Annotated in this window: 24 protein-coding genes; 12 read left to right on the top strand and 12 right to left on the bottom strand. The window is 43.2% G+C overall.

Features of this window, described 5'->3' with window-relative positions:
• Nucleotides 1–28: 28 nt before the first annotated feature.
• A complete protein-coding gene (locus ACIZ62_RS00945) occupies nt 29–1021 on the bottom strand; it encodes a uroporphyrinogen decarboxylase family protein (protein ID WP_414151066.1) in 993 nt (330 codons plus the stop codon).
• Between the two features lie 185 nt (nt 1022–1206).
• Between ACIZ62_RS00945 and ACIZ62_RS00940 the strand changes: the two genes are divergently transcribed.
• Complete coding sequence (locus ACIZ62_RS00940; RefSeq protein WP_414151065.1) at nt 1207–1866, top strand: TetR/AcrR family transcriptional regulator; 660 nt, start codon at nt 1207–1209, stop codon at nt 1864–1866.
• Nucleotides 1867–2020: 154 nt separating this feature from the next.
• Here the strand turns inward: ACIZ62_RS00940 and ACIZ62_RS00935 are convergent, their stop codons facing one another.
• The 9 genes from ACIZ62_RS00935 to ACIZ62_RS00895 all read right to left on the bottom strand — a co-directional run bounded on the left by ACIZ62_RS00935 (nt 2021) and on the right by ACIZ62_RS00895 (nt 12163).
• Nucleotides 2021–2545: a macro domain-containing protein gene (locus tag ACIZ62_RS00935; RefSeq protein WP_414151064.1), complete on the bottom strand. Its 525-nt coding sequence runs from the start codon at nt 2543–2545 to the stop codon at nt 2021–2023.
• Between the two features lie 142 nt (nt 2546–2687).
• Nucleotides 2688–3722 (bottom strand): amidohydrolase family protein, encoded by a 1035-nt coding sequence (locus ACIZ62_RS00930; RefSeq protein WP_414151063.1) that lies wholly within the window; start codon nt 3720–3722, stop codon nt 2688–2690.
• Nucleotides 3723–3725: 3 nt separating this feature from the next.
• Nucleotides 3726–4355 (bottom strand): TetR/AcrR family transcriptional regulator, encoded by a 630-nt coding sequence (locus tag ACIZ62_RS00925; RefSeq protein ID WP_111888412.1) that lies wholly within the window; start codon nt 4353–4355, stop codon nt 3726–3728.
• A gap of 173 nt (nt 4356–4528) precedes the next feature.
• On the bottom strand, nt 4529–6898 hold the full coding sequence (locus ACIZ62_RS00920) for an FtsX-like permease family protein (protein WP_414151062.1): 2370 nt from the start codon (nt 6896–6898) through the stop codon (nt 4529–4531).
• A gap of 2 nt (nt 6899–6900) precedes the next feature.
• Nucleotides 6901–7659 carry an ABC transporter ATP-binding protein gene (locus ACIZ62_RS00915; RefSeq protein ID WP_322519193.1) on the bottom strand — a complete coding sequence of 253 codons (759 nt, stop codon included), beginning with the start codon at nt 7657–7659 and terminating at the stop codon, nt 6901–6903.
• A 172-nt stretch (nt 7660–7831) separates the two neighbouring features.
• A complete protein-coding gene (locus tag ACIZ62_RS00910) occupies nt 7832–9136 on the bottom strand; it encodes an ATP-binding protein (RefSeq protein WP_414151061.1) in 1305 nt (434 codons plus the stop codon).
• 47 nt (nt 9137–9183) lie between these two features.
• Nucleotides 9184–9906: a response regulator transcription factor gene (locus tag ACIZ62_RS00905; protein WP_414151060.1), complete on the bottom strand. Its 723-nt coding sequence runs from the start codon at nt 9904–9906 to the stop codon at nt 9184–9186.
• A gap of 297 nt (nt 9907–10203) precedes the next feature.
• A complete protein-coding gene (locus tag ACIZ62_RS00900; protein WP_414151059.1) occupies nt 10204–11472 on the bottom strand; it encodes a histidine kinase dimerization/phospho-acceptor domain-containing protein in 1269 nt (422 codons plus the stop codon).
• A complete protein-coding gene (locus ACIZ62_RS00895) occupies nt 11465–12163 on the bottom strand; it encodes a response regulator transcription factor (RefSeq protein ID WP_414151058.1) in 699 nt (232 codons plus the stop codon). The genes ACIZ62_RS00900 and ACIZ62_RS00895 overlap by 8 nt, the downstream gene beginning before the upstream one ends.
• Before the next feature lie 305 nt (nt 12164–12468).
• Here ACIZ62_RS00895 and ACIZ62_RS00890 point away from each other — a divergent pair, with 305 nt between their 5' ends.
• The 6 genes from ACIZ62_RS00890 to ACIZ62_RS00865 all read left to right on the top strand — a co-directional run bounded on the left by ACIZ62_RS00890 (nt 12469) and on the right by ACIZ62_RS00865 (nt 18687).
• On the top strand, nt 12469–12933 hold the full coding sequence (locus ACIZ62_RS00890; protein WP_414151057.1) for a VTT domain-containing protein: 465 nt from the start codon (nt 12469–12471) through the stop codon (nt 12931–12933).
• Between the two features lie 247 nt (nt 12934–13180).
• Nucleotides 13181–14686, top strand: a complete 1506-nt coding sequence (locus ACIZ62_RS00885; RefSeq protein ID WP_414151056.1) for an amino acid adenylation domain-containing protein — start codon at nt 13181–13183, stop codon at nt 14684–14686.
• Nucleotides 14687–14737: 51 nt separating this feature from the next.
• On the top strand, nt 14738–15895 hold the full coding sequence (locus ACIZ62_RS00880; protein WP_414151055.1) for a diaminopimelate decarboxylase family protein: 1158 nt from the start codon (nt 14738–14740) through the stop codon (nt 15893–15895).
• Nucleotides 15883–16113 carry a phosphopantetheine-binding protein gene (locus ACIZ62_RS00875; RefSeq protein ID WP_414151054.1) on the top strand — a complete coding sequence of 77 codons (231 nt, stop codon included), beginning with the start codon at nt 15883–15885 and terminating at the stop codon, nt 16111–16113. Before ACIZ62_RS00880 ends, ACIZ62_RS00875 begins: the two co-directional genes overlap by 13 nt.
• A gap of 1 nt (nt 16114) precedes the next feature.
• Nucleotides 16115–17716: an MBOAT family O-acyltransferase gene (locus ACIZ62_RS00870; RefSeq protein ID WP_414151053.1), complete on the top strand. Its 1602-nt coding sequence runs from the start codon at nt 16115–16117 to the stop codon at nt 17714–17716.
• Between the two features lie 14 nt (nt 17717–17730).
• Nucleotides 17731–18687: a hypothetical protein gene (locus ACIZ62_RS00865; protein WP_111888424.1), complete on the top strand. Its 957-nt coding sequence runs from the start codon at nt 17731–17733 to the stop codon at nt 18685–18687.
• Between the two features lie 144 nt (nt 18688–18831).
• Here the strand turns inward: ACIZ62_RS00865 and ACIZ62_RS00860 are convergent, their stop codons facing one another.
• Nucleotides 18832–20328, bottom strand: coding sequence for a carbohydrate-binding domain-containing protein (locus tag ACIZ62_RS00860; RefSeq protein WP_414151052.1), 1497 nt, complete (start codon nt 20326–20328; stop codon nt 18832–18834).
• Nucleotides 20329–20681: 353 nt separating this feature from the next.
• Between ACIZ62_RS00860 and ACIZ62_RS00855 the strand changes: the two genes are divergently transcribed.
• The 4 genes from ACIZ62_RS00855 to ACIZ62_RS00840 are packed head-to-tail and all read left to right on the top strand — an operon-like array spanning nt 20682 to nt 21788.
• Nucleotides 20682–20888, top strand: a complete 207-nt coding sequence (locus ACIZ62_RS00855) for a helix-turn-helix transcriptional regulator (RefSeq protein ID WP_111888426.1) — start codon at nt 20682–20684, stop codon at nt 20886–20888.
• 11 nt (nt 20889–20899) lie between these two features.
• Nucleotides 20900–21355, top strand: coding sequence for a hypothetical protein (locus ACIZ62_RS00850; RefSeq protein ID WP_111888427.1), 456 nt, complete (start codon nt 20900–20902; stop codon nt 21353–21355).
• Nucleotides 21356–21367: 12 nt separating this feature from the next.
• A complete protein-coding gene (locus ACIZ62_RS00845; protein ID WP_322519197.1) occupies nt 21368–21553 on the top strand; it encodes a hypothetical protein in 186 nt (61 codons plus the stop codon).
• Between the two features lie 19 nt (nt 21554–21572).
• Entirely contained in the window at nt 21573–21788 is a 216-nt protein-coding gene (locus ACIZ62_RS00840; protein ID WP_414151051.1) for a hypothetical protein, read from the top strand.
• 80 nt (nt 21789–21868) lie between these two features.
• Here the strand turns inward: ACIZ62_RS00840 and ACIZ62_RS00835 are convergent, their stop codons facing one another.
• Nucleotides 21869–22132 (bottom strand): hypothetical protein, encoded by a 264-nt coding sequence (locus tag ACIZ62_RS00835; protein ID WP_414151050.1) that lies wholly within the window; start codon nt 22130–22132, stop codon nt 21869–21871.
• 608 nt (nt 22133–22740) lie between these two features.
• Between ACIZ62_RS00835 and ACIZ62_RS00830 the strand changes: the two genes are divergently transcribed.
• Nucleotides 22741–25608, top strand: coding sequence for a methyl-accepting chemotaxis protein (locus ACIZ62_RS00830; RefSeq protein ID WP_414151049.1), 2868 nt, complete (start codon nt 22741–22743; stop codon nt 25606–25608).
• Nucleotides 25609–25885 lie beyond the last annotated feature (277 nt).

Raw genomic sequence — 25885 nt, 5'->3', positions numbered from 1 at the left:
AATGAATGCCTGATTATTCGTTATCCGATTATTCTGTAAACATTTCTTGGCTCATTCTGTCGATTTGTTTATCTATTTCTTCATAGACTCCCTGAAAATGACTCATCGCTCCGCCATGCGTGATGCAAGGAATGTAAAACAACTTACCATTTTCCGTGCAAGCACGCTCGACATCTTTGGCAATTTTTTCAGGGGTCCAATCCGGAAAATCAAGTTCGCCGCTGTGAAGTCCACCCATAAAGGATATCTGACCGCCATAGTTTTTAATCAGTTCAGGAATATTGTTGGTGTTCATAACTCCCTGAAAAATATCAATTCCCATTTCGATCATCGCTGGAATAAGATTTGCCGCATAGGAATCACTATGATGAACAACCAATTCCACACCGTTATCTTTGTAATAACCATAAATTTTCTTGTAAGCCGGCACAAAGAATTCTGCAAACATTTCAGGGGAAAGAAATGATGAAATCTGACTGCCCCAATCATCATGATGAAAAAGTGCATCCGGATGGATTCGATCAATTACCATTTCCGCAAATTCCAGTTCAAATCCAGTAATATAATCAATCAGCGCATGCATAGCCTCCGGTTCTTCATAAAAAGCCATTAAGGCATTTTCCATTCCCATCATATGATGGGTCATTTCGAATACACCTGGTGCATACATTGCTGTGACAAATTCTTCATTTCGATCAATCGCACTGGCATGAGCAACTGCCGGTGCCCAGTATTGCTCATCCGTTGGAAGGACCGGTTTCTTAACATATTTTTCCCATTCGGCAATGTCCTTTATGACAATATGTTCTTTATCATGTACTGGGAAACCACCAATTTGCCCCTCCATAAATGTCCATGTTACTCCCCAACCGTCTTTACTCGTCTGACCAGGCACCATCGCAATTCCGGTCATTGGAAATGCAGCTTCAAAAATCATATTAAGAAATTCATATTGTTTTACAAAGCGATCCGGTTTTCCGTATTTAATCGTTTCCATTAGATTTTGTCTCTTTGTCAACATTTGCTTCTCCTTATCATTCAATTTTTCTTTCTCCTCTCAAACTGTACATGTTCAGTTTTGTGTTTATTATAATATTTTACGAATCTGTTGTCAACGAAAAACTATACATGTTCAGTTTACTTTCTTTTGTAAAATAATCTAGAATTTGATATAATGGAAATAAATCTAGAATTTCAGGTGAATCCATGTCTACGCAGCGCGAAAACATCTTATCAACTGCAACTCAATTATTTTATGAACACGGTTACGATGATAGCTACTTTTACCAAATAGCCGAAGCTTTAAATATTACGAAATCTTTAATTTCATATCATTTTAAAACAAAATCGTTATTGGCCAAAGAAGTTACAGAAAATTTTTCTGTTAATAACAAAAATAGCATTTCTTTTAAACTCTATCATACTTATTTCTGTAATAATAAGTATGACTTACAGTTGAGTACTGCGATTGAAATAAGGCTTTCTACATCTTTAATTTTACATGATCCAAATGTTGCCCGGTACATTAGGGAAAGTTCTAATGGTAACTATGAAGATATGTTTACAACACACTATAAAAGTTTTTATAAAATTCACGATCGCCAATATCATCTTAATATTAACCGGCAAAATGATGAAATCAGCATGCTGGCAAGGGGTGCTACCGCAGCATCTCATGCGATCATAATCGATTTTATTAATAATATGCTAAAGTGTACTTTGGAAGAGTGTCTTGATTATATCGTGGAAATGAATTTTCGGTTTATGCGTGTTGATGAAAAAAGAATTGCCGAAGTAATTAAAAAAAGTAAGGAAGTTATTGATAAAGTTGGCTTTGAATTCAAGCCATACTTTATTATTGAATAATTCAATAATAAAGTATGGGCGTGTTTTAAGTTCTGTATATTTAATCGCAAAAAATACTAACAGCAATAGCACGATGCTATATACTGTTAGTATTCGTTTTTAATTATTCTTATTCTTCCTCTGTTCAAAGTCTGCTTCAATTTCTGCCTTCCAGCTAGCTGGTATGGGGGTTACTAGCCCGCATTTCGCAAACCACATCGTTGACGACGAAGGCCTTTTTATCAAAAACCACCAGATAAACCAACATCTCATGTTCCCGCAAAAATTCCGCGATGGCTGTCACCGCAATCTTTAAGGCCTGATCCTTGGGATAGCCATAGATGCCCGATGAAATCAGCGGAAAGGCAATCGTTTTACAATCCTGTTTCAGCGCCAGCCGCAGGGAACTGGTATAGGCCCGATGCAGCAGCCTGGCCTCGTTGGCACCACCGCCCTGCCAGACCGGCCCGACGGTGTGGATGATGCGCTTTGCCGGTAACCGATAACCGTCGGTGATCACTGCCTCACCCACCGCGCAGCCACCAATCCGGTCACACTCCGCCTGGAGCTGGTCCGCCCCGGCCGCGGCAAAGATCGCGCCGCAGACGCCGCCGCCCATTTTCAGACCGGTGTTGGCGGCATTGACAATAATGTCCACCATCATTTTAGTAATATCGTTTCGGATGATTTCAAATGGCATATCTCAAGCACCACCCCTTCATTATTTCAATCCTAATATTTCCAATCATTTTTTTATTATATCAGAGTGCTCGATAAAATTAATCCCTTCTTGAAAAAAAGCCATGATGCCGCAAATGGCATCATGGCTTTGAATAATTATCTTATGCTTGATTTAGTAGTCTTTTAGCATTTTTACTTAGTATATGATCTCTTGCTTCTTTATTTTCTGCCGTCGCCATTAGTACGCGCGAAAGGGTGATTGCCTGGGGTAAGGCCGGCCAGTCTGAGCCAAATAACAACCGTTCATAACCGACCTCATCGATTAAATACTTGATGCTATGCTGGGATTGGCTTGACACTTCTGCATAAGTTGCCGGAAATCTTTTTAAATATTCGGCGACACGTTTATATTCGCAGACCCCGCTATGTCCGAAGATAAAGACAAAATCTTTTGGCATTTCCTCAAGCAGACGACCAAATAATTCGACCCGGGTTGACCTTAAAAACTTCCATAGCAATTTAGAGGTCCTTTCCTGATCCACCGGAATTGACCCGGTATGCAAGATAACCGGCAATTCTGCTTCATGACAGGTTCTAAACAGCCTTATTAACGGCTTGAAATCATTTTTAAGCTCAATATCTGATATCTTTAGTTTAAAGCCTTTTGCACCAAGGGCTTTGTATTTTACTATTTTTTCCTCCATCTCCGGATCATCAGGATGAACCGAACAAAATGCTATAAAGCGGTTCGGATAATCGGCGACAATTCTCAGGGCCTCTGGTGAACAATCGCATTTTTTTGTACTTAATGGTAGCACCACATTGATGCCAATCTTATTATCCGCTTGAGACTTAAAACAATTATCATAAGTCCCGCCTTTTTTCATGTCCTGCAGCACCGCATAGGCATTTTGTGCATAGTGAAATATTGGCATTATGCCTTTCCTATTAATATTTAGTTCTTCTTTTGTCCAGTAAGGCACTGAAAAGTCTGTTTTTTCAATTGGCGGAAGCGTCGGAAATGTAAGTTTATTTCCTTTTGACTTTGGATTACTATGCTTAATCGGCAGAACATTGCACATATGCGTATGAAAATCGATAATTTCCAGATCCTCATCGGTATCAATGACAAACTCACCGGATTCATTTAGTTTTAGGTATTTTTCAGCTTGAACTAACTCTTGCCTGGTTAACATGGTCTATTCTCCCTTCTTATTTTCCCCTCCTGATTCGGTCTGTATCCCTTCAATGACAACGTCCAATATCCGCGTCCCTAAGTCTTTAATGCTTGAGCCAGCGTTTTGATAAAATTCGATATTTGCCAGACCTTGGGTAACGATGTAAGCAACCATTTCGACATCCAGGTTTTCCCGTAATTCCCCTTTTTTTATATACAACCGGATCACGTCCGCAAGCAATTGATAACTTTTGGGAAATTCATTACTTAGTATTTTCTTTCTAATTTCTTGCGGGCATTCATTAATAAAACGATTTTTTAGCTCTAAAATTCTTAAATCCTCATTTCCAAACTGATTTCCTGCTTCAAGCAGTAACATAACATAGGATTTAAAATCCAATTGACTACTTCTATCTTTTAATTCCTCAAGGTTATTTTTTTTTGAGTTTCCAATTTGGCTAAACAAAAAAATGTACACGTCATCTTTATTTTCAAAATATTGATAAAAGCTGCCCTTGGGAATTTCTGCTCGTTTAACAATCTTATTAATGGTTACTTTTTCATAATGATTTTGAGCAAATTCATCAATCGCAACGGCGATGATCTTGTCTTTCTTTTCCTCCGGTAAGTTAAAAAATGTGCTTTTTGGCATTAAAGTTTTCCCTCCACGCAAATCATGACCATTAGTCATGTGACTTATGGTCATGATAGCATATCGGTCCTTGTTTGTAAATAGATTTTTTCACCAGGAGCATCGCACTCCTTTTTCCCGGGTTTTCCTAGTCACATATCAGAATACCAATACTTCTTATTTACGTTAGTTTTTTAGTCCGTTGTTTCTTCAAACATCTTGCAGGGACTGATTTTTCTGATCTTGCCGGAAACAATCAGCACCGTCCCCAGCCCGATCAAACTGATTCCGATCGGAGTGAGAAGCACCATGCCGGGATCAACATAAAAATCACAGTTCAGAATCCCATTGGCCGAAAGCATCAAGGCCAGCAGCGGATTGGTGGTGAAATAACCAGCGGCGGCTCCCGCCATCGAAGCACCGATAATGACCGGCATTTCACTGATTAAAAGCTGACCGATCAGCTGATTAGAGGTAAAGCCCAGCGCCTTAGAAACTCCCAGCCGGGTTCGCTCTCTTAATAGCCGTACCCGAACGATAAGAAACAAAATAAACACAATGATTACCGCAATGACGCCCAAACAGCCGACGACGACAATTTGTATCGACGCTTCAAAGGAATTGAGCATCATTTCGATCGATTCAAAATAGCTGACGCTTTGAACCTTCTCACTTGCATATTGATTATTCAGTTTCGTCACAAATTTTTCCGTATCCTGACCATCTTTTAGATAGATTTTTAGAACCTGCTCCTGATAGGATGGTACCATTTTTTTCATCCCTGCGGTAGTGATGGCCGCCCCTCTGCCCAGCATATTAAACTGCTGCGTGATTCCAACCACTAAGAATTCGCGTGCTGACCCATTGTTTTCAATCGACACGGTATCGCCAATTTGAGCGCCAATTTTATTTAGAACGATACTGGTAATGGCAATTTCATTGTCACTGGCCGGCATCCTTCCCTTCACACAGGTATTGACTTTCAAGTGGCTGTAATCTTTGGTAATACGTGCGTTAGCACCGCTTTCTTTGCCCTGAAATTTAATGACTGCCTCAAATGCATCCAGCTTGATGGTGTCCTCAACTTCAGGCATTGCGGCAATTTCAGTAAATATCCGTTGCTCATCTGCTAAAGCGGTTAATTGAACCTCGGCGGTTTCCAGTCCAATTAACTTAATCATCGCCGTTTTGTCCACTGAAAAGTTGTAATAGGAGGCCAATGAAAATACCGTTACCAGACTCAGCAGCATGATAATGACGGCGGCAATCAAATTCTGTCTTTTGTTATGAATTAGCATTTTTAATCCCATTGCCGCATTCAAGCTGAGTTTTGTCTGCTCCAGCGGGATTCTATTTTTTATGAAATGATGGGTTTGCACGCCGCTTCGCAAAGCCGCTAGCGGCGTGATCCGTTTAATTTTAAAGGCGCTGAAATAGGCAATTCCCAGCACCAGAATCATGACCATGCCCAGGCTGGCGAGCACCGCAACCGGATAGATTCCCATCGTCCAGCTTAACCCAATTGACGAGGACACCACATTGGTAATCACCGGTGAGATAAAGAGTGATGCCCCCAATCCCACCATAAAACCAACCATGGCAATGATCAGGTATTCCAGCAGCGTGGCGCGGATGATTTGCCTGGTTGTATACCCCATCGCTTCCAGGGTTCCGATATTTTTAATGTTATTCTCAATATGGGTAATGGTTGAAAATTTAATGACGATGGCAGCAATCGCCAGGATAATAATGGAAAAAGACAACAGCACTGCCATAATGATGTTGATAAACGTTGCGACCCCAATCTTCATGGTTCCATAATTGAGGGCCGCATGATTACCAGCGTTGGTTGTCATAATGGTCTTTATCCTTTCCGCATATAAGGATTCAAAGTCATCGGAACGATTGATATCGTTAAGGATAACGGCACTATAGCTCACCGTTAAGCCAAACTCCGGTTGTGCGATTAGTTCATTAAACTGCTGATCTCCCACGAATAATTTATACATACTCACATTTGTCGGACTGGCAAACATCAAATCTTCATAGAACCCGGCGATCTCAAGATCAATGCTGGCGTCATCCACCATAAATTTCAAAATATCTCCAGTTTTGTAACCATTGGCAACCTTTAAAATATAGGGAACGACCACCCCGTTTTTCGGCATCACCGCCGCCTCATCAATTAAATCCACCTGAGATATTTTACGGCTGGTATCCAAATTTAAAAACAACGAGGAAATACTGTAGGCTTTTTCTCCGGTACTTACATCCTGAAATTTTGACGCCAGGGACATGATTGCCGCTTCCCTTTCGCTATAATTGTAGGTCTCACTGGATTCATAAATGGCCTGAATTTCCTGATCGTAGTTACCATCGGTAATGGATACAAAATGGGCGCCATTCGTCGCGACGTTTTTTTTATCCATAAAGCTTCCCAAATTTGACAGCACGCTGATGCCCACATAAAGAAAGATTGTGGCAATGGCAATCAGGATGATCAGGGTGGCCGTGGCCACCTTGGCTTTTTTAATATTATTGGTCGCAATCATCCGAATGTTCATGGCTACCAACCCATTCTTTCCAGAAATTCGCGCAGGATTTTATGTCGTTCCGGATCGTCTTTAACATAGGTGCCGAGACTCAGCTCATCGATGATGACCCCATCTTTTAAATAAAGGATGCGGTTGGCCCGGCGGGCCGTTTTGATATCATGGGTCACCATGATGATACTCTGGCCCGAGGCGTTCACCTCGGTCAGCACATCCAGCACATTGATGGCATTGGTCGAATTAAGGGCCCCGGTGGGTTCATCCGCAAAGACGATTTCCGGGGCATTGATTAGCGCTCGAACAATCGCCACCCGTTGGGCTTCGCCGCCGGAAAGCTGAGACGGATATTTGTGATAGCACGCATCATTTAGCCCCACCTGCTGCAGCAGTTCCCTGGCCCGAGCAGCAATGGCCTTTTTGTCGCGGCTGACCAGCAGGCCTGAAATCATAATATTATCGAGCACCGTCATGGTATCATTGAGATAGATCTGCTGAAACACAAATCCGCAATGCTTACGCCGAAATACCGCCAGTTTGTCATTGGAATAGTTTGAGATCTCCTCACCTCTAAAATCAATGGTTCCCAGGCTCGGCTTATCCATCCCGGAAAGCGCATAAAGCAGGGTGGACTTTCCCGAACCCGAGCTCCCCATGATGACCGTAAAGTCTCCGCCATTAATTTCTAAGTTGAGATTTTTTAGAACATGCTGCATGATGCTGCCGTTTGAATAGGTTTTACTGAGCATTTCCGCCTTTAAAATGGTGTGCTTCATTATTTTCCTCCCGATTAATTAAATCGGTCTTAATCCCGATGATAAAAGACCATGGTCCGCTTTGGCTTTCCATGGCCCTATTATATGTCAACTGTTCTTAACCGGTCTTTTACCAACTCTTATTAAATCCTTATCTGTTTCTTAACGAGTCTTTTTTTATAATAAGACGACCTTAAACCACCTTGATACACAGCTCAACAACGAACCCATCCGCATTATAACAATGGATGCTGCCATCCATACCGGTCATAAACTGCCGGGCCAGATAAAGTCCCAGCCCAGATCCCGGGGTGTTTTGAACCGCTTCTCCAGAACCGCGAAAAAACTTTTCAAACACCAGCGGGCATTCATCGGGATTCACCCCATCCCCATAATCTCGGATTTTGACTTCCAGATACTGCTTATTTTTGTCCAGATTAAACCAGATGTCGATAGCCGTATCGGCATATTTATAAGCGTTACTGATAACATTGTCAATCACCTGCTCCAGTCGCAGCGGATCACAACAAATCAGACATTCGACCAAATCATTTTTTAAGCTGATCTTCCCAAAATGATCCATATCCTTAAACATCTGGATCAGGATGGTACTGGGCTGTTCACTCACATGAACCGCTAGCATTTCCAGTTCTTCCAGGGTTGCGTGGAAGAGATTGCTAATCAGCGCATCAATAATATCTGCTTTGGAATCGATCACGGTGATTTTTTCGATGCTTTCGGTGAGCGTCATTACCGCAGTTGACTCCGGTAAATCCTCACTTTTCACAGTTGCCAGTTTGATCTCCAGGAGCTCACAAATGGCCTTAATGGTCGCCACCGGTGTTTTAATATCGTGGGATAGTTCCGCCACCAACTCTTTTTTGCTGATATTGGCCGCATATTCTCCCTGTCGGGCCTTTTTTAGTTCTTCCCGCATCAGATCAAAACTTTCAGTGAAGGCGCCAAAGTAGTTGCCTCGATCCATCGGTAGCCGAAATTCCAGATCACCATCGGCAACCTTCCGGGCAAACTGTTTCATCACTCCAAAGGGCCGAAGAACAGAAGTATACACCAACCCCAAAACCAGATAAACCATCATCAACATAATGCCAAAGGTAAAGGAGATTATTGTCAGCAGATTTGTTTTCATGACTACTTCTTCACTGCCGTTGGTTAGAAAGATGATCTTACCTAACACCTCTTGTCGGCCATCAGATGTAGTCAAATCCATGATGGTCTGACGATTCTTGATGCCATCAAACAGAAGCGCCTGATAGTTTTCATCTGCAACAAGAGTGATCCGGTAAGACATCTCCGCAATCGTACCGGATTTTTCTACCTCACCTTGGGTCCACTCTTTTTCAATCGTTTTAACAACGTGGTTAATCTCTGCGACGTTCACCTGATTAATCTGGGTGGTATTTATCGTGATGACTGCGGCTATATAAACGGCTATCATCAGCACCGTAAACAGGATAACGATATTTCTTATTTTCATCTATTTCCTCAACTGATCGTTTTTGTATCTGAATAATAAAGACTATACTATTCGTTTTCCCCGGTTTCAAACATATATCCGGTGCCCCAGATGGTTTTAATATATTTGGGCTGATTCGGGTTTTCTTCGATTTTCTCACGGATTTTGCGGATATGGACATTCAGGGTGCCATCACTAAAAAATGCATCTCCCCAGATCATTTTAAATAACTCGTCTTTAGCAATCACCCGGTTTTTATTTTCATAGAGGTATAAAAACAGCTTGAATTCCTTTGTTTTAAAACCCACGTCTTTTCCATCCCGATAGACTTTCATGGCATCCTTGTCAATTCTCAGGTTGCTATAGTTGTTTTTCTCTTGATCCTCAGAACCGACCGTATCGCTTCGCCCAGATTTTTTAGCCGCACCTTCATACCGCTTGATAATCACCTTTACCTTGGCCAGCAAAACACTCAGAGAATAGGGTTTTTTGATATAGTCATCCCCACCAATATTAAGGGCAATCAGAACATCATCATCACTCTGGCGGGCGCTGATAAAAAGAATCGGGATATCCGTTTTTTGGCGGAGTGCCTTACACAATTCAAACCCACTGTCATTTCCCAGATTGATATCCAGCAAAATCAATTTAACCGAATTGCTTTCCATGAACAAAACACAATCATTAAAATTGGTCACAAAGGCACAGGTCACGCCAAACATTTCAAAATATTCACAGGTCGCTTTGGCAAGTTCTATTTCATCATCGACAATTAAACAGTCCCAGTTCACACTTACTCCAATCCTCCCGATGGCATCGGGAAAGTCATCCAATTTGATTAGGTACTAATCCTTTGTTCAATCATATCATTATTCTGCCGCAATTGCATCTGGTTTGAATTCGAATTACTGGCTGTTATCACTTAGATCCACTCAAAAAAAAGCATGTCCTTTGATTAAAAGAAGCATGCCTTTTCTTAATTCTTTGATAAATACTTTATCGATTGCGATCTTACTGACCTGGCGTTTAAAATAAACGTTAAAATGCGAAAGAACCCCGCTCTTCTGGATTCGTTTTGCACGTCGCAATTACCTGTTTTGCACTGGAAAAAATATCTTGACGTAGAATCTTTCGTCAGTTTTTTTAATATCAAAGCTTCCACCGTTTTGCTCTACAAGTGTTTTTACCGCGGGCAAACCAATGCCATTGCTGTCGGTATCTAAACAAGCTCCCATATAATTTGAAATCATAATGGCAATCTCAGATGCCTGTTTACTGATCGTGATTTCGACGGGCTTCGATGGGTCGGCATATTTTTTTATGTTGGAAAACAGGTTGTCAAATATTCGCCGCAGGTCAAATACGGGAAAGGAAAGGATGAATTCACCGTCAATGACCGGAAGGGTTGCTTGAAAGCCTGCTGCCTGCAGATCAAAACACATTTCAGAAAGCAGCTGTGATAGCAGCAGCGTCCCTGAAATTGTTTCGCCAACGGTATCCGCTTTTGGGGTATCATTCACTTGAAAATGACGGAACATTTCATCGGAAAGGCTTTTCATTTGCTGCACTTTTTCGATGGCGCTATTCAAATAGCGTTCTTTTTCTGACGTATTCCGATATTTTTTATAGCGAAGTATTTCAAGATAGCCCGTCAACTTGGTCAGCGGCGTTCGCAAGTCATGTGATAAAGAGGTAATCAGCCGGCTGTTCGCCAGCACAGCTTCATTTTCTCGTGCCATCTGGTCGATTACTGAAAGCCGCATTCCCTCAATGCTGCGTCCTAGCTCCGCCAGCTCGTCCTCGCCGGGAGAGTCGATGTGATAGCTGAGGTCACCTCCTGTGAGGATCTCCATTTCACGACTCAGATACGTAATGCGATGGATGATCCGATAGACATAGGGAATTAGAATCAGGAAGAAGCAGATTGCCGCGATACCAAGAGAGATTGCCATTCCAATCCCATCATAATGAGAAGCAGACGGATAGGCATAAGCATATACGACACCGTCCGAACAGTTCACAGGGATACCGACTTGCGTATCATCGTCTTCCTCCGGGATGTTCGCCTCAGGGCTGCTCGCCAAATAGAGATACATCGTGCGATAATTCTTTTCCCATCTGACATCGCGTATTGCGTCATCGACAGTCAGCTCATTGTTTGTCACATGTTCCTGAAAGCTCGCCACTGCCGAAATTCCCACATTTGTCCAATAAGAATCGAACTCCGAACCGTACAGGAACCACCATATAACGCCATCATACAGGAGTAAAAAAACAGAGAAGGAAATAATCAGCGCAATCGCCGCAACCGATGTGAATTTCAGACCCAGGCGGGATTTAAATTTACTGCTATTCAATGCGATACCCCTTTCCCCAAACCGTTTTCAGCAATGTTGGTTCCTGCGGGTCTTCCTCAATCTTTTCCCGCAGTCTGCGGATGTGAACCATTACAGTGTTGCTGGAGGAGTAATAAAACGGTTCCTCCCAAATGCTCTCAAATAGATTTTGCGCAGAGAAAAGTCTGCCTCTGTAGGTCAGCAGTAACCGGAGAATCTGATACTCCTTGTCAGTCAGGTTCAGTTCTTCTCCATCTTTGCAAACAGCGTTTCGGTCCTGATACAGTATGATTCCACGCCATTCCAACGGAGTTTCATTGTCAATATTGCCTTTCCCTCTGTACGTCTGATAGCGCCGTAGGAGTCCCTTTACCCGGGCAAGAAGCTCGGCATAAGAAAACGGCTTTGCGAGATAATCGTCCCCGCCGGATGAAAATCCGAGCGTCAGGTCGGAATCTTTATTTTTTGCCGTAAGAAATAAAATGGGAACATTACTTTGCTCCCTCATTTTCAAGCAGACCTGATACCCAGACATACCGGCCATCATAATATCCAAAATAACAAGATCCACATCATCGGAAAAGACCGACAACGCCGTTTCCCCGTTAGCTGCTTCCAGCGTAGTAAAACCTTCGCTCTCCAGCAGAACACAGACGATCTCACGGATTTCAGAATCATCATCTACGATCATAATTTTTGCGGCGTTCTTCATGTCGCTCCGCCTCCACTCTACGTATTGCTGTTATTTTACCATCCGCCCGTCACACAAGCAACGAAGATATACCCCTATCAGGGTCAGTTAAGAATACTTAAGGTTTTCGTAAGCCCCAGCGTCAGAATATATAGATATAATGCAAAAATAAAATAAAAACTGCGGACGGGCATATCTCGTCGGGGGTGCGGATGAAACAGCGTGAAAAACGGCTAAAGATTTATTTCCTTATACTATTTTTGCTCTTACTCCTTATTACCGGAGTATTCCTCGCAATAGGTTTCTTCCGAGGATACTTTGGATCCTTGGAAACATTTCGAACCTATATTGGCACCTTTGGCCCGTTCGCACCGCTGATGTTGACGGCGATTCAAACCATGCAAGCATTTCTACCGATCATCCCAAGCTTTTTCGGATTCGCTGCGGGCGCCGGATTATTTGGAGCGTTTGGCGGCTTCCTTTGCAATTATATCGGAATCAGCCTTGGCTCCATCATTGCATACTACCTGGCCAGACGCTTCGGGATCAGATTTGTGAAACAGATTATACCGGAGAAAAAATATAATGCCGCCGTTGAATGGGCAGCCTCGAAAAAGAGCTATACGATTATTCTTTTTCTTTCCATTCTGCTTCCGCTGGCGCCGGACTGTGCCCTGTGTTATTTTTCCGGTTTGATCAATATGCCAACAAAAAAATATATTCTGATTATCGTGACTGCAAAGCCCTGGTGTATCCTGCTTTACAGCATTTTCTTCAGCAACGTACTTTAGGAGGTTCCTATGCTTGGATTTTAAAATTTCACCGTGATTCTCACTTATATGGGTATGCTGACCTTATTTTTAGGTATCATTTTAGCTTATGTTCTGCGCTTTCAAAGCCGCTGATTTCTCGATACATAAAAAAAGCATCGCGTTCCCATGTGTGATTTTCCAGGGCAAAACATCGCTGACTTGCAGCGTTTTTCTCTCAAAGAAAGCGATTTAGAATAACAGAATAATATGAATGTGAGGAAACACCATGAAAAATGTATTGGAATATATGGAGCACCATGTGCTTTGCTGCCCGGACAAGATTGCCGTCGTTGATAAAACTTCTTCCAACTCCTATCGGGAATTGGAACATACCTGTAAGACTGTCGGGACAGCGCTGTCAAGGCACATCAAAGTCGGCCAGCCGGTCGCGGTCTTGATGGAAAAAGGCATCCCCGCGCTATGTGCATTTTGGGGCGCCATTTATGCGGGAGGCTACTATGTGCTGCTCAATCCGGAGCTGCCGATATTCCGCCTAAAGCAGATTCAAAAGGTGCTTCAGGCGGAATATGTGATTGTCGATTCTCCGCACGCAAAGCTTGCGGCGGAACTTTTTCCGGCCAAAGCAATCCTGATGATGGACGATCTGCAAAAAGAATCCATAGATTTGGAGCGTCTGCGCTTTGTGCGCAGTAGGATGATCGATACCGATCCTCTTTATGTCAACTTCACCTCTGGCTCTACTGGCGTTCCAAAGGGTGTTGTGGTCAGTCACCGTTCTGTGATCGATTTTATCGATGTTTTCACAGACACCTTCCAGTTTTCATCCACGGATATCTTTGGCAATCAGGCCCCCTTCGATTTTGATGTTTCCGTCAAGGATATCTATACTTCAGCAAAGGTTGGAGGGACACTGGCGATTATTCCAAAGCCCTTTTTTTCACGACCAAAAGAGCTTCTGGACTGGATCTGCGAGATTCACATCACTGTCATGATCTGGGCCGTCTCAGCACTGTGCCTGATCAGCGCGTTTCACGGTCTGGACTACCTTATCCCCACTTCCGTGCGTAAGATTCTTTTCAGCGGCGAGATCATGCCGGAAAAGCATCTCCGAGCATGGCTGGAACATTTGCCGGACGCGCAGTTTGTCAATCTCTACGGACCTACGGAGATCACGTGCAACTGCACCTATCATGTCATCGACAGAAGCGGTGATTATTCTCATGGGATTCCCATTGGGCGTCCCTTCCCCAATGAGCAGGTGTTCCTGCTCGACGTCAACGCACAAGAAGTGACAACCTCCGGTGTTGTCGGTGAGATCTGCGTACGGGGAACGGCACTGGCGCTTGGATACTTCCGAAACCCTCAGCAGACGGAGGTGGCTTTTGTACAGAATCCGCTCAATACCAGTTACCCCGAACGCATTTATAAAACAGGCGACCTTGGAAAGTATCTGGACAATGGGGAACTGCTGTTCTGCGGCCGGAAGGATTTTCAGATCAAATACATGGGACACCGGATTGAATTAGAAGAAATCGAGCGGGCGGTTGCGAAAATCCCCGGTGTTGATCAGTGTTGCTGTGTGTTTGACGCAAAAAAGGAGCGGCTATACGGCTTCTACACCGGCAGTCCAAAGCAACCCAGTCTCCGCAGTCAGCTTGCCGAGTCTTTACCTGTATATATGGTCCCGCGCACACTTTATCAAATCAAGAAATTTCCATTGAATAAAAACGGAAAAATCGACCGCAAGCGACTGCTTGACCGAAAGGAGTAAAACATGAACAAAATCAAATGGAGAGGATTATTAGAAAAACAGTCAACGCCTATGTACGCTTACGACCTTTCTGTACTGGAAGAACGTATCCGTTCCCTGCGTAGCTGTTTACCCGAAGGTGTCAGACTGTGCTATGCAGTGAAAGCCAACACCTTTATACTTGCGACAGTAAGTGCGCTAGTCGATCGACTGGAAATCTGTTCTCCGGGAGAACTGCGGATTTGCTACCAAATGGGGTTGCCCACGAACAAATTTGTGGTTTCCGGTGTTTATAAGACGCCCGCCCTGATTCGAGAACTAATTGCCCAGGGACCGTCCGGGGAGCTTTACACTGTGGAATCCATGCATCAATTCAGCATCTTAAGCGATACGGCTCATCTGGCAAAAAAACGCATTTCCATTCTGCTCCGCCTGACCAGCGGCAACCAATTTGGACTTTCCGAGGATGAATTGGAACATATCGTCAGCGAGTACCAGCACGATCCATTCCTTGAAATCAGAGGCATCCAGTATTTTTCCGGTACCCAGAAATCATCTTTGAAGCGGCTTAAACGGGAGCTGGACTATCTGGACAGCGTACTTAACAAATTACAAACTGACCGCGGCTATTCCGCTCCTGAATTGGAGTTCGGACCCGGACTTCCGGTATCCTACTTTATCGATGAGGACTTTGACGAAGACGCCTTTTTGCATCAATTCTCAGCCTTGCTGACCAGAATGCAGTTCAAGACAAAGCTTACGCTGGAGCTTGGACGCAGCATCGCCGCCAGTTGCGGTACCTATTTAACAAGCGTTGTCGATAAAAAAACAAACAAAGGGCAGAACTACGCCATTGTCGATGGCGGTATACACCAACTTATCTATTATGGTCAGTCGATGGCAATGAAGCATCCCATTGTCCACGAGCTCACTCACCGCGGGGGCACAGAGCACGAGCCATGGAATATCTGCGGTTCGCTTTGCACCACTAACGATATCTTGGTAAAGCAGTTTCCCATGTATCGCCCGGAAATCGGTGATGTGATCGTATTTGAAAACGCTGGTGCATATTGTGCGGCGGAAGGAATCGCCTTGTTTTTAAGCAGGGATCTACCGGCGGTCATGTTACTGAAAAATGGTTGTGAACCCGTCTGTGTACGGGGGCATATGCCAATAGAAATGTTAAATACACCGAATAATGAAATGAGGGAAAGAATATGGAACGATTAATTAAAATTTTGAAAGACATAGAACCGGAAATTAACTACACAAACTGCAAAGACCTGATCGATGGACATCATTTGGATTCGCTCTCCATCATTGCCTTGGTGGGAGAGCTGGAGGAAGAATTCGATATTACAATCCCGACCGTCGAGATAACGCCGGACAACTTCAATTCCGCAGAATCTCTCTGGGCAATGGTAACGCGACTAATTGAGGAAGAATAATATGCCCTCGATTCCATCCTATTTTTCCGTACAGTTTCTGGCGATTTTGCTACCAGTCACTGTCACGACTTATGCTTTCCTTCCACAAAAGCCGCGGCGGATTGTACTTTTACTCGCGAGCTACGCCTTTTTCTGGGCCGTCAGCGGAAAGCTGTTGGTTTATCTTCTGCTGTCCACGCTCTCCATCCACCATTTTGGTCTCTGGCTTGCCGACAATCAAAATCGTTGTGACCAGGCTTTGGAGCCGGCTCAAAAGGAAAACCGCAAGGGCATCAAAGTGTTATATCAGCGGCAGCAAAGAGGGATTATTGCGTTTGCTGTTATTCTCCATATAGGCGTTCTGGCCGTTCTTAAATATTCGGCTTTTTTTGCAACAAACCTGAATGTCGGCTTTGATCTTTTAAAGCTGCCTGCTACGGTCGCCATACCTTCTTTTGTGTTGCCAATCGGCATTTCTTTTTATACCATGCAGGCACTATCGTATGTTTTGGATGTCTATCACCGAAAAATATCAGCTGACCGCAACCTATTTCGTCTGGCCCTTTATATGAGTTTCTTTCCACAGATCATGGAAGGGCCAATCTGCCGGTATACCGAAACCGCAGCGCAGTTGTGGAGCGTACCGCCCATTGAATATCGCAACCTTACCTTTGGCCTGCAACGCATTCTGTTCGGTATTCTGAAAAAAATGGTCGTCGCAGATCGCCTGAACCTGCTGATCAGCAATGTATTCAACAGCTATCAGGACTATGACGGCTTCGTGATCGCTGTCGCCGCAGTGTGCTATACCATTCAGCTTTACATGGACTTCTCCGGCACAATGGATGTAGCCCTTGGCATCGGACAAATTTTCGGTGTTTCATTGACCGAAAACTTTCAGCGCCCTTTTTTTTCCAAGACTATTCCTGAATTTTGGAAACGGTGGCATATTACGCTGGGTGCCTGGTTCCGTGATTATATCTTCTATCCTGTTTCCCTGTCAAAGCCCATGAAACGCCTTTCTTCCAAGGCGAGAAAACGACTTGGCCATCACTTTGGTACACTGCCCGCCAGTGCCATCGCGCTCTTTTACGTGTGGCTATGCAATGGATTGTGGCATGGCGCTGGCTGGAACTTCATTTTTTTCGGCATGTATCATTTCGTGCTGATTTTGAGTGGAAACATAGCAGAACCTTTTATTGCAAAATCTGCGGAAAAGTTACATATCTCACGATCAGGTCCGCTTTATCATGGATTTCAAATCGTCCGAACCGCCGCTTTGGTTTGTATCGGTGAAATGTTTTTCCGAGCCAACGGACTTCGTACCGGACTTGCAATGCTTAAAAAGATTTTTACAGACTTCACTTTCAACACCATTGTGGAAAAAACTTTCTTTTCTTTTGGTGCAGACTTATATGACTATATCATTGTCGCTATTGTCTTGGCTGTCATTTTTTTTATTGAGCTTCGGCAAGAAAAGGGCCTCTCCATTCGGGAACGCATCAGTACAAAGCCTGTAGTGGAACGTTTTGCGGTGTATTATGCTCTGATTATGGCAATTGTCATATTTGGCGCATATGGAACCGGTTATGTCCCTGTCGATCCGATTTATGCAAGCTTTTAGAAAGGCGGTAAACCATGAAAATCAAGAACATACTGGGAGGCGTAGCATTCATTGCCGGACTTATGATCCTGCTGGCCGTATCATCCTATTTGCTTGTTCCCAGAGACAATACGGCTGCAGCAGGAATGGAAGCAACTTCGGCCAACGGAATCCTTGGTGAAAAGGAAAACTCCATCGACATTCTGGTGCTCGGAGACAGCGAATCCTATTTCTCCATCTCCCCTTTGCAGCTTTGGAAAGAAAAAGGCTACACCGCATATGTCTGCGGAACCGCGGGTCAGCATTTAACCTACAGCAACACCATGCTGCACAGGGCATTTCAAAAGCAAAAGCCTAAAATTGTAATCTTGGAGACCCTTGCAATCTACCGCAAAATGTCATTGAGCAATGTGGGACTGGCTGAGATCGCTCGCTATTTTCCCGTATTTGAATATCATAACCGATGGAAATCATATGATCTGAAAGGAGTTGGAAACGGAGTCAAATACAACTGGACTGAGGATTACAAGGGCTATTTTTACTCCAATCAAGTCGCTCCCGCTCACAATTTGGAATACATGACGCCTACAGAAGAGTCTGCGAAAATTGCAAAAACAAACAGATACTTCATACAAAAAATCAAAGACTTCTGTGATGAAAATGGAGCCGAATTAATCCTTCTCAGCACACCGAGCACTAAAAATTGGAATTATAAGTCACACAACGGAATCGCGATCCTTGCCAGCGAATTGAACTGCAAATATATTGATTTAAATCTGATGAATGATACCGTCGGCATAGACTGGAGCCTGGATACCCGTGACGGTGGGGATCATTTAAATTCTTCCGGAGCAAACAAAGTAACTCATTATTTAGCGGAATACCTGTCAGGCCGGGGCATCTTATCAGATCACCGTGGAGACAAAAACTACGCGCGCTGGGATGAGTGCTTGGTAAAGCTGAACGCAAAAGCTAAGGGCACATCTAATTAGAACAAAGAATCGCAAAAGCTATCACTTGCCTACCCGTGCTCGGGACTTTCATCCGTTAGATTGTACCTGTGCCGGGTGCATCTCAAAAAAGGCATGTCCTTCCATTGAAAGAAACATGCCTTTTCTTTATAAATATTTTATCGATTAAGGTCTTTGACCGCCCTGACCGGGTTGACCCTGACCACCCTGGCCCGGCCCACCCATGCCGGTCTGGCCATTACTGGTGACCACGCCCGTCAGGGGGATTTCCACCGTCTGGCTGCCACAGGTTAGTGTATAAGTGGAACCCTGGACCAAATCTGGGGTGCTGATCACCACCGATTGATAGGTTTTATCCGGCGTATAGGAAACCACCTTATTGCCACTGGCATCGGTTAACTTTACTTCTGTCCCCGCTGCACAGGATGATGTGAGGTTATAAAGCAATGATGCCTGGGTCGATGTTTCTGAAAATGATTGAGCCATTCCGGTACTACCGGCAATAACCACGGTTCCGCCACTGACATCGGCGCTGCCATTATAATCCAGGGCGCCATTGCCGCTATTGGTGGGGCCACTGACCGTCACCGTGCCACCGGAAATATAGAGATTCCCGTTGCTATCGAGTCCGTCTCCGGCTGCATTAACATCGATAGTGCCGCCGGAAATTGAAACATAGACGTTTGAGTCATTTTGCATCGCAGCACCACCGCCTTTTACACCGGTATCGGTTTCTGCGGCACTGGCACTGGCGCCATTAAGCCCGTCATCCGATGAAGTAATATTAATGGTTCCGTCTTCTACAATAATCGCAGTCCCTTCAATCCCCTCGGTGCTGTTTTTAATGGTAATCGTCCCGCCACAAATGTAGACATAGCCTTTTGTGTTATCATCAGCATTCTTTGAGGTCATCCCCTTGCCTGCTGAAGAATCAATGGTAATGACACCATCTTTTATTTTGACACTGTTTTTACCACTGAACGCATCATCTGCTGAGGTGATATTATAAATACCTCCGCTAATCACCAGATCATCTTTTGACACAATCCCGTGGTTATCACTTGTTGTAATATTTAGGGTTCCTTCGCCATTGATGGTCAAATCTTCTTTGCTGAAAATAACCCCATCAACATTATTTTCATCGGTCTGAACATAGGTACCACTATCGGTTAAGGTATTGACGGTGTTTTCATTCAATGTTACAAATACCTTGTCGGCACTTTTTACATAGATCGGGGCATTGTCTGAACAATTGATGGTCGCGCCACTTAGCACAATCTGAATCTTATCGCTATCGGCCGCTGCCACGACGATCTGCCCGTCCGTCAAATTCCCGGTGACCACATAAGTCCCTTCTTTCGTAATGGTAAGCACGCCATTACTGGCGGTGGCACCGTCACCGGTTACCTGAATGTCACTGCCATCCAGAGTTACAGTAACTGCACTGGTGTCATCATAGGTTGTTTTCTGATCGCGATCAGTAAACTCCGGATCGACAACAATTGTCGATGTGGGTGATACTGCTGCGGTTAAAACTGAGGCGGTTTCTATCACCGCCGCCGCAGTGGTTTCTGCCGGTGCTGTCTCGGAATCCAAACTGCATCCGGCAACCACTACCATGATAAACAATAAAAATGGTATGAAAATCTTTAGTTTTTTCATTAAACATCCTCTCATTTCTCTCTTTTTAAAATATTTTTACGAAGCATTTTTTAAGTCCTTTTTATTCTCAGGCAGTTGAAGAACCTTTAGCATCGCAATGGGAATCTTACAATAATTCTGTGATACCCGTCTCTTTTATTTTAATTATAAGCGGGCAATGTGATGGTTATATGGATAAATGCTGTTTTTTTATTGATATAAGCCGTGTTCTTATTTTAATTGGTTGTTTTTTGTTAATTAAATATTGTAGCATCGTTATTTTATTTTTTTTGCAAAGCCCGCTTGACATTTAATGCAAAGCGAACTATACTAATAGTGCAAAGCATGCTATGCAATTTAGTAGAAGGTGACCAATGAAAACACGAATAAAAGAATTACGAAAAGAGCGAAAACTATCTCAGGAAGAACTGGCACTGGAAGTAGGAACAACCAGACAGACTATTACCTCCATCGAAGTGGGCAAATATACTGCTTCTCTGGTGCTGGCCTACAAAATCGCCCATTTTTTCGGGCTGACCATTGAAGACGTTTTTGACTTTTCAGAACTAAATGAATTTTAGGAGGCAGGATCATGGAAAAATTTAGAACCACGATTAAACGAAGAATTGCAATTTCTTCAGGAATGGCATTTATTGCCATGGTGTTGGGGGTTTTTAGTACTTATTCAATAATTATTACGGACCACTCAAGTGCAACACACTCTGATGGTTTTGTGGCGGGATTCCAGTTTGGTCTGATTGTCAGCATTTTCGGACTGGCGGTCTTTGATATCATCAAGCTGAGTCTGACAATCAATGACGAGACCAAGCTAAGAATATTGTACAACAAGGAGCATGACGAGCGGCTAATCGCAATCCGTAATAAAGCTGGTGCACCAATGATTGTAGTTACTTCTGTCATGATGATTATTGCTGCCATAATTGCCGGGTATTTTAACATTGTCGTTTTTTATACGCTGGTCGTCGCTGTATCTGCTCAACTATTGATCAGCGCCATGGTTAAGCTTTATTGTACGAAAACCATGTAGTGGTGCCTGCTGATGAGAAAACGTATTCTATTTCCAGCTACCGTTATGATCATACTGTTTTGTCTGGGGTTGGTGTTCATTAACTGGATAATCCTACCCCTGCCGGATTGGGCCGTACGCAGCATTGGTTTTATGATGCTAGCCGATCTACCGGTGCTGGTTTATTCCCGAATAAGATTTGTGCAGAACAATCCGTGAAAGAAATGGAGCTCATTAAATGAAAACCAATATGAGAAAAGAACTGAAAATTGAAATCCTGCTATTTGCCATTTTTAATCTTATCAATTTTTTCAGCAAAAATATGCTCCCGGAAATGCCAGCATTGCATTTTATCCTCGGGGGACTGGTGGGACTGGCTCTTTGTCAGATTATTATTGGTATCTTACCTGAGTCTACTTACTTGAAACTAAAAAATTTCAAAACTCCTCAATAAAAGGAACCCTCAACAATGTTGAGGGTTCCTTTTATTGAGAGTGCTATATTTAACGATATTCTTATTCTACTTTAACCACTTTAGACAGCCTCTTCAATCGGGTCCATTTCACAGCAACACGTTCCATTTTGATATTTCTGCATCTTTCGATTTTTCATTTCCCGATAGGCAAACTTGCTGCCTTTTTTACAGCCATCATCTTTTACCATCAATACCGAAATCCCTTCCATCAATAAGGTCATTTCACATTGACGAGGACATGTGCTGCAGGTAAGTTTAATTTCTTGAACCCCATTCTCCTGGCAAATTTCCGTGCTTTCTTCTTTAAAATATGTGTTGACCATTGATTTGACCTCCTGTAATCTATTTAATCAAACTAATTTCACATGATATCAGAAAAGTCCTGATCGTTGATGTGCAATATTATACGCTATTCTCGATAAAAAGCAGCTGTTATTTTTTTAACAACTCTTTGACTGGATCATACCACAGATTGTTAAACTTTTCACTATTGATAACGTTATCTATTTTTTTCTTAATTTTCTTTTCAGACTTTATTTGATGTTTTATCAAATGATAATGCAATATTGCTACTCTCTCAACACTAAAAATGTCAAAACCACAAGGTTGTATTTTAAAAGTTGTATGATCCAATTTCTGATTGGAGCAACAAATTTTTATACTTCTCCGATAAATATTCATTTTGCCGTCAATTTATGGTTACTTTTTCCAAAAAATTACTGTATAATCGAAAAAAAATACAATAAAACTGCATAATAAATGATTCGCTTGTTCATCTCGAATATCTTGGGGTAAAAACAGAATACTATCTGCTTATCAATTCGATGATCTGACTCTTATGTGTAGGGAAACAAAGGTGGTGAATATTTAATCAAATAGACAATCCTATCGCATCCTAAAGCCCTATTAAATTCACACTGGAGGAAAAACTATGAACTGGTTCCGTAATCTAAAAATCAAAACAAAACTGGTCGGCAGCTTCATTCTCATTGCCTTTATCGTTGGCATTGTTGGTTATCTGGGAATTGTGAACATCAACGCCCTTGACCGTTCAAATAATGAACTTTATGAAAACGTTACAATCCCTCTTGCCGATATCGGTGCACTGTCTACAGCTTTTCAGCGTATGCGTGTTAACCTTAGGGATATGATCGCCGAAACCGAACCCCAGGCCGTCCAAGAGTATGCTGATCGAGTCACTCTGCGACGTGAGGAGATCACAGCTCTGGTAAAAGCACTTAATACAACTATTCAATCTGAATCCCTTTCCACTAAAATTCAAACATTAAATGATCGTATCATCACTACCAACACCGAATTTGATGCTGTTATTGCCCTTGCTAAAAATAATCAGGATGCGGAAGCTCTGGCACGCATCGCTGAAACCGGGGCGGCTGGCATTGCCTCAAGAGCCCAGCAAAATGCCCTTGAAGCACTTGTCATTGCCAATATTGAAACTGGAAAAGCAAAATCTGATGCTAATACCAATTTAGCCAGCTCCGCTGTCACCACGATGACGGTGATTATGGTCTTTAGTATTCTAATTGCAGTGATCTTTGGTGTTTTGCTTGGTAATTTTATCTGTAAGCCACTCAGAAAGGCCGCTCAGATGCTAAAAGAAATGGGTCTTGGCCATCTTGACAGGCGTCTTAAGATGGACGCCACTGATGAAATTGGACAAATGGCAACTGCGATGGATGCCTTCGCCGACGATCTTCAAAACGTAGTCATTGCAACCATGAATCAGATTTCCAAAGGTGACGTCTCTGCCAATTTGGAAGTCAAAGATCCACAAGATGAAATCACACCCGCATTAAATCGCACGATCACTACCATCCGCACCCTCATTGATGATGCCACCATGCTTTCTAAAGCCGCCACAGAAGGACGTCTCAACACCCGTGGCAATCCAGATGTTTTCGATGGTGGCTTTAAAGAAATCATGGATGGCGTTAATATGACACTTGACGCACTGGTCGGTTTTATCGATGTGATGCCCAGTCCAGTCATGATTATAGATAATGATTTTAATATTCTTTATTTGAATGAACTGGGGACAAAAATTGCCGGGCTGAATAAGGATGATGTACTTGGCCAGCATTGTTATAACCTGTTTAAAACCTCGGACTGCCAGACGAAAAACTGTGCCTGTTTCCAAGCCATGAAACAGTGCCAGACTTCAACCAGTGAAGCTGATGCCCATCCTCAACCCGGATTAGACCTGGACATTTCTTATACCGGTGTTCCTATTTTGGATCAATCCGGCAACCCCATTGGTGCTCTAGAAATCATTACCGATCTTACTGCCATCAAACAGGCAGAGCGTCGGATGAAAAAAATCGCCTTTTATCAGGAATTCGAAACAAAAAAACTAGCCGCTGCTCTGACTAAACTTTCAGTTGGTGATACCAAGGTTCAAATTGAGATAACACCGGGGGATGATGACACGAATGACGTTTATGAAACCTTCCTGGTTCTTGAGGATTCACTTGTCAAATGCGTGAAGTCAATAGATGCCCTGGTTTCAGACTCCAACATGCTGGCCCAAGCAGCCTTAGCCGGAAGACTTGATACCCGAGCCGATGCCAGATGTCATGAAGGCGATTATGCCCGCATCATTGATGGCATCAATCAAACCCTTGATGCTGTTGTTGAGCCACTTCAAGAAGCTTCATCAACCTTAAAAGAACTCTCCCACGGTAATTTGTCTACCTCCATGACAGGTACTTATAATGGTGATTTTACTCAAGTTAAAGACGATATGAATCTGACCATCTCTGCTTTGAATCGTTATGTTCAGGAAATTACCCACACCTTGGAAGAAATTGGCAACGGAAATTTGAATCAGGAAATTACCAGTGATTATCTCGGTAACTTCCAGGCCATCAAACAATCACTAAATGAAATTACCGACAACTTGAGCAAAACGATGTCTGACATTAGCATTGCCTCCGATCAGGTGGAAATTGGTGCCCGCCAAATCTCAAATGGTGGTCAAGCTCTCGCTCAGGGTACCACCGAGCAGGCCAGCTCGATTCAAGAACTGAACGCTTCCATTGATGAGGTCGCCCAAGAAACTAAAAAGAACGCCACCAATGCCGATAAAGCCAATGAATTAGCATGGAAGGTCCGTAACAATGCTAAACTGAGCAATGACCAGATGCACCAGATGGTTCTGGCAATGTCGGAAATTAATGAATCCTCCCATAATATTTTTAAGATCATCAAAGTCATTGATGACATTGCCTTCCAGACCAATATTCTGGCACTGAATGCGGCTGTGGAAGCTGCTCGGGCCGGTCAGCATGGTAAGGGCTTTGCCGTGGTGGCCGAAGAAGTAAGAACCCTGGCTTTAAGGAGTGCCGAAGCCGCCAAGGAGACTACTGCTCTCATTGAAGGCTCCATTGACAAGGTGGATGCTGGCACAAAAATTGCCGATAAAACCGCTGTGAGTCTGGAAGAAATACTACAAGAAATTGATACGGTGACCAACCTGGTGGCCAGCATCGCCGGTGCTTCCAATGATCAAGCTTCTGAAATTGCTCAGATCACTCAGGGTATTGAGCAAGTTTCCCAAGTCGTTCAAACCAATTCGGCCACAGCCGAAGAAAGCGCCGCCTCTAGTGAAGAACTATCTGGACAGGCCGCCTTACTTAAACAAATGGTTGCGGCTTTTAAACTCAAGCAGACGAGTTCTCCTAAAACTTCAGTCTTAACGCAAGCACCTCAACCAGATTTAATAGTTGAGGAAATAGCTCCAGAACCTCGAATTATTTTGGATGATATGGACAAATACTAACATAAAACGGATCCAAAGATACTTTTACAATCTTTGGATCCGTTTTTATCAACGTTTTTCAACTGAAAACAAGGGGGAATTTTGACGTTTTTGCTGTTTTATTCTTTACGCAATCATCCGACATGTAACGGATGTATCCAGCTATGTTAAATGTATTGTTTTAACTTGACAAATAGTCGCTAAAAATTTACAGTTAGGTTAACTATACTAAATTAACCCTGTTGTCTATCAAAACGCATCGATGTTCACCCTGACCACATGTCGCTTAACACCTCTG

Origin of the sequence: Acetobacterium carbinolicum (genome assembly GCF_047456275.1) — a bacterium.
Taxonomy (GTDB): domain Bacteria; phylum Bacillota; class Clostridia; order Eubacteriales; family Eubacteriaceae; genus Acetobacterium; species Acetobacterium carbinolicum.
This window is presented reverse-complemented; position numbering and strand designations above follow the sequence as displayed.

Coding starts and splice junctions, on each gene's coding strand:
- ACIZ62_RS00945 (WP_414151066.1), bottom strand. CDS start 1,021: ATGTTGACAAAGAGACAAAATCTAATGGAAACGATTAAATACGGAAAA.
- ACIZ62_RS00940 (WP_414151065.1), top strand. CDS start 1,207: ATGTCTACGCAGCGCGAAAACATCTTATCAACTGCAACTCAATTATTT.
- ACIZ62_RS00935 (WP_414151064.1), bottom strand. CDS start 2,545: ATGCCATTTGAAATCATCCGAAACGATATTACTAAAATGATGGTGGAC.
- ACIZ62_RS00930 (WP_414151063.1), bottom strand. CDS start 3,722: ATGTTAACCAGGCAAGAGTTAGTTCAAGCTGAAAAATACCTAAAACTA.
- ACIZ62_RS00925 (WP_111888412.1), bottom strand. CDS start 4,355: ATGCCAAAAAGCACATTTTTTAACTTACCGGAGGAAAAGAAAGACAAG.
- ACIZ62_RS00920 (WP_414151062.1), bottom strand. CDS start 6,898: ATGAACATTCGGATGATTGCGACCAATAATATTAAAAAAGCCAAGGTG.
- ACIZ62_RS00915 (WP_322519193.1), bottom strand. CDS start 7,659: ATGAAGCACACCATTTTAAAGGCGGAAATGCTCAGTAAAACCTATTCA.
- ACIZ62_RS00910 (WP_414151061.1), bottom strand. CDS start 9,136: ATGAAAATAAGAAATATCGTTATCCTGTTTACGGTGCTGATGATAGCC.
- ACIZ62_RS00895 (WP_414151058.1), bottom strand. CDS start 12,163: ATGAAGAACGCCGCAAAAATTATGATCGTAGATGATGATTCTGAAATC.
- ACIZ62_RS00885 (WP_414151056.1), top strand. CDS start 13,181: ATGAAAAATGTATTGGAATATATGGAGCACCATGTGCTTTGCTGCCCG.
- ACIZ62_RS00880 (WP_414151055.1), top strand. CDS start 14,738: ATGTACGCTTACGACCTTTCTGTACTGGAAGAACGTATCCGTTCCCTG.
- ACIZ62_RS00875 (WP_414151054.1), top strand. CDS start 15,883: ATGGAACGATTAATTAAAATTTTGAAAGACATAGAACCGGAAATTAAC.
- ACIZ62_RS00870 (WP_414151053.1), top strand. CDS start 16,115: ATGCCCTCGATTCCATCCTATTTTTCCGTACAGTTTCTGGCGATTTTG.
- ACIZ62_RS00865 (WP_111888424.1), top strand. CDS start 17,731: ATGAAAATCAAGAACATACTGGGAGGCGTAGCATTCATTGCCGGACTT.
- ACIZ62_RS00860 (WP_414151052.1), bottom strand. CDS start 20,328: ATGAAAAAACTAAAGATTTTCATACCATTTTTATTGTTTATCATGGTA.
- ACIZ62_RS00855 (WP_111888426.1), top strand. CDS start 20,682: ATGAAAACACGAATAAAAGAATTACGAAAAGAGCGAAAACTATCTCAG.
- ACIZ62_RS00850 (WP_111888427.1), top strand. CDS start 20,900: ATGGAAAAATTTAGAACCACGATTAAACGAAGAATTGCAATTTCTTCA.
- ACIZ62_RS00845 (WP_322519197.1), top strand. CDS start 21,368: ATGAGAAAACGTATTCTATTTCCAGCTACCGTTATGATCATACTGTTT.
- ACIZ62_RS00840 (WP_414151051.1), top strand. CDS start 21,573: ATGAAAACCAATATGAGAAAAGAACTGAAAATTGAAATCCTGCTATTT.
- ACIZ62_RS00835 (WP_414151050.1), bottom strand. CDS start 22,132: ATGGTCAACACATATTTTAAAGAAGAAAGCACGGAAATTTGCCAGGAG.
- ACIZ62_RS00830 (WP_414151049.1), top strand. CDS start 22,741: ATGAACTGGTTCCGTAATCTAAAAATCAAAACAAAACTGGTCGGCAGC.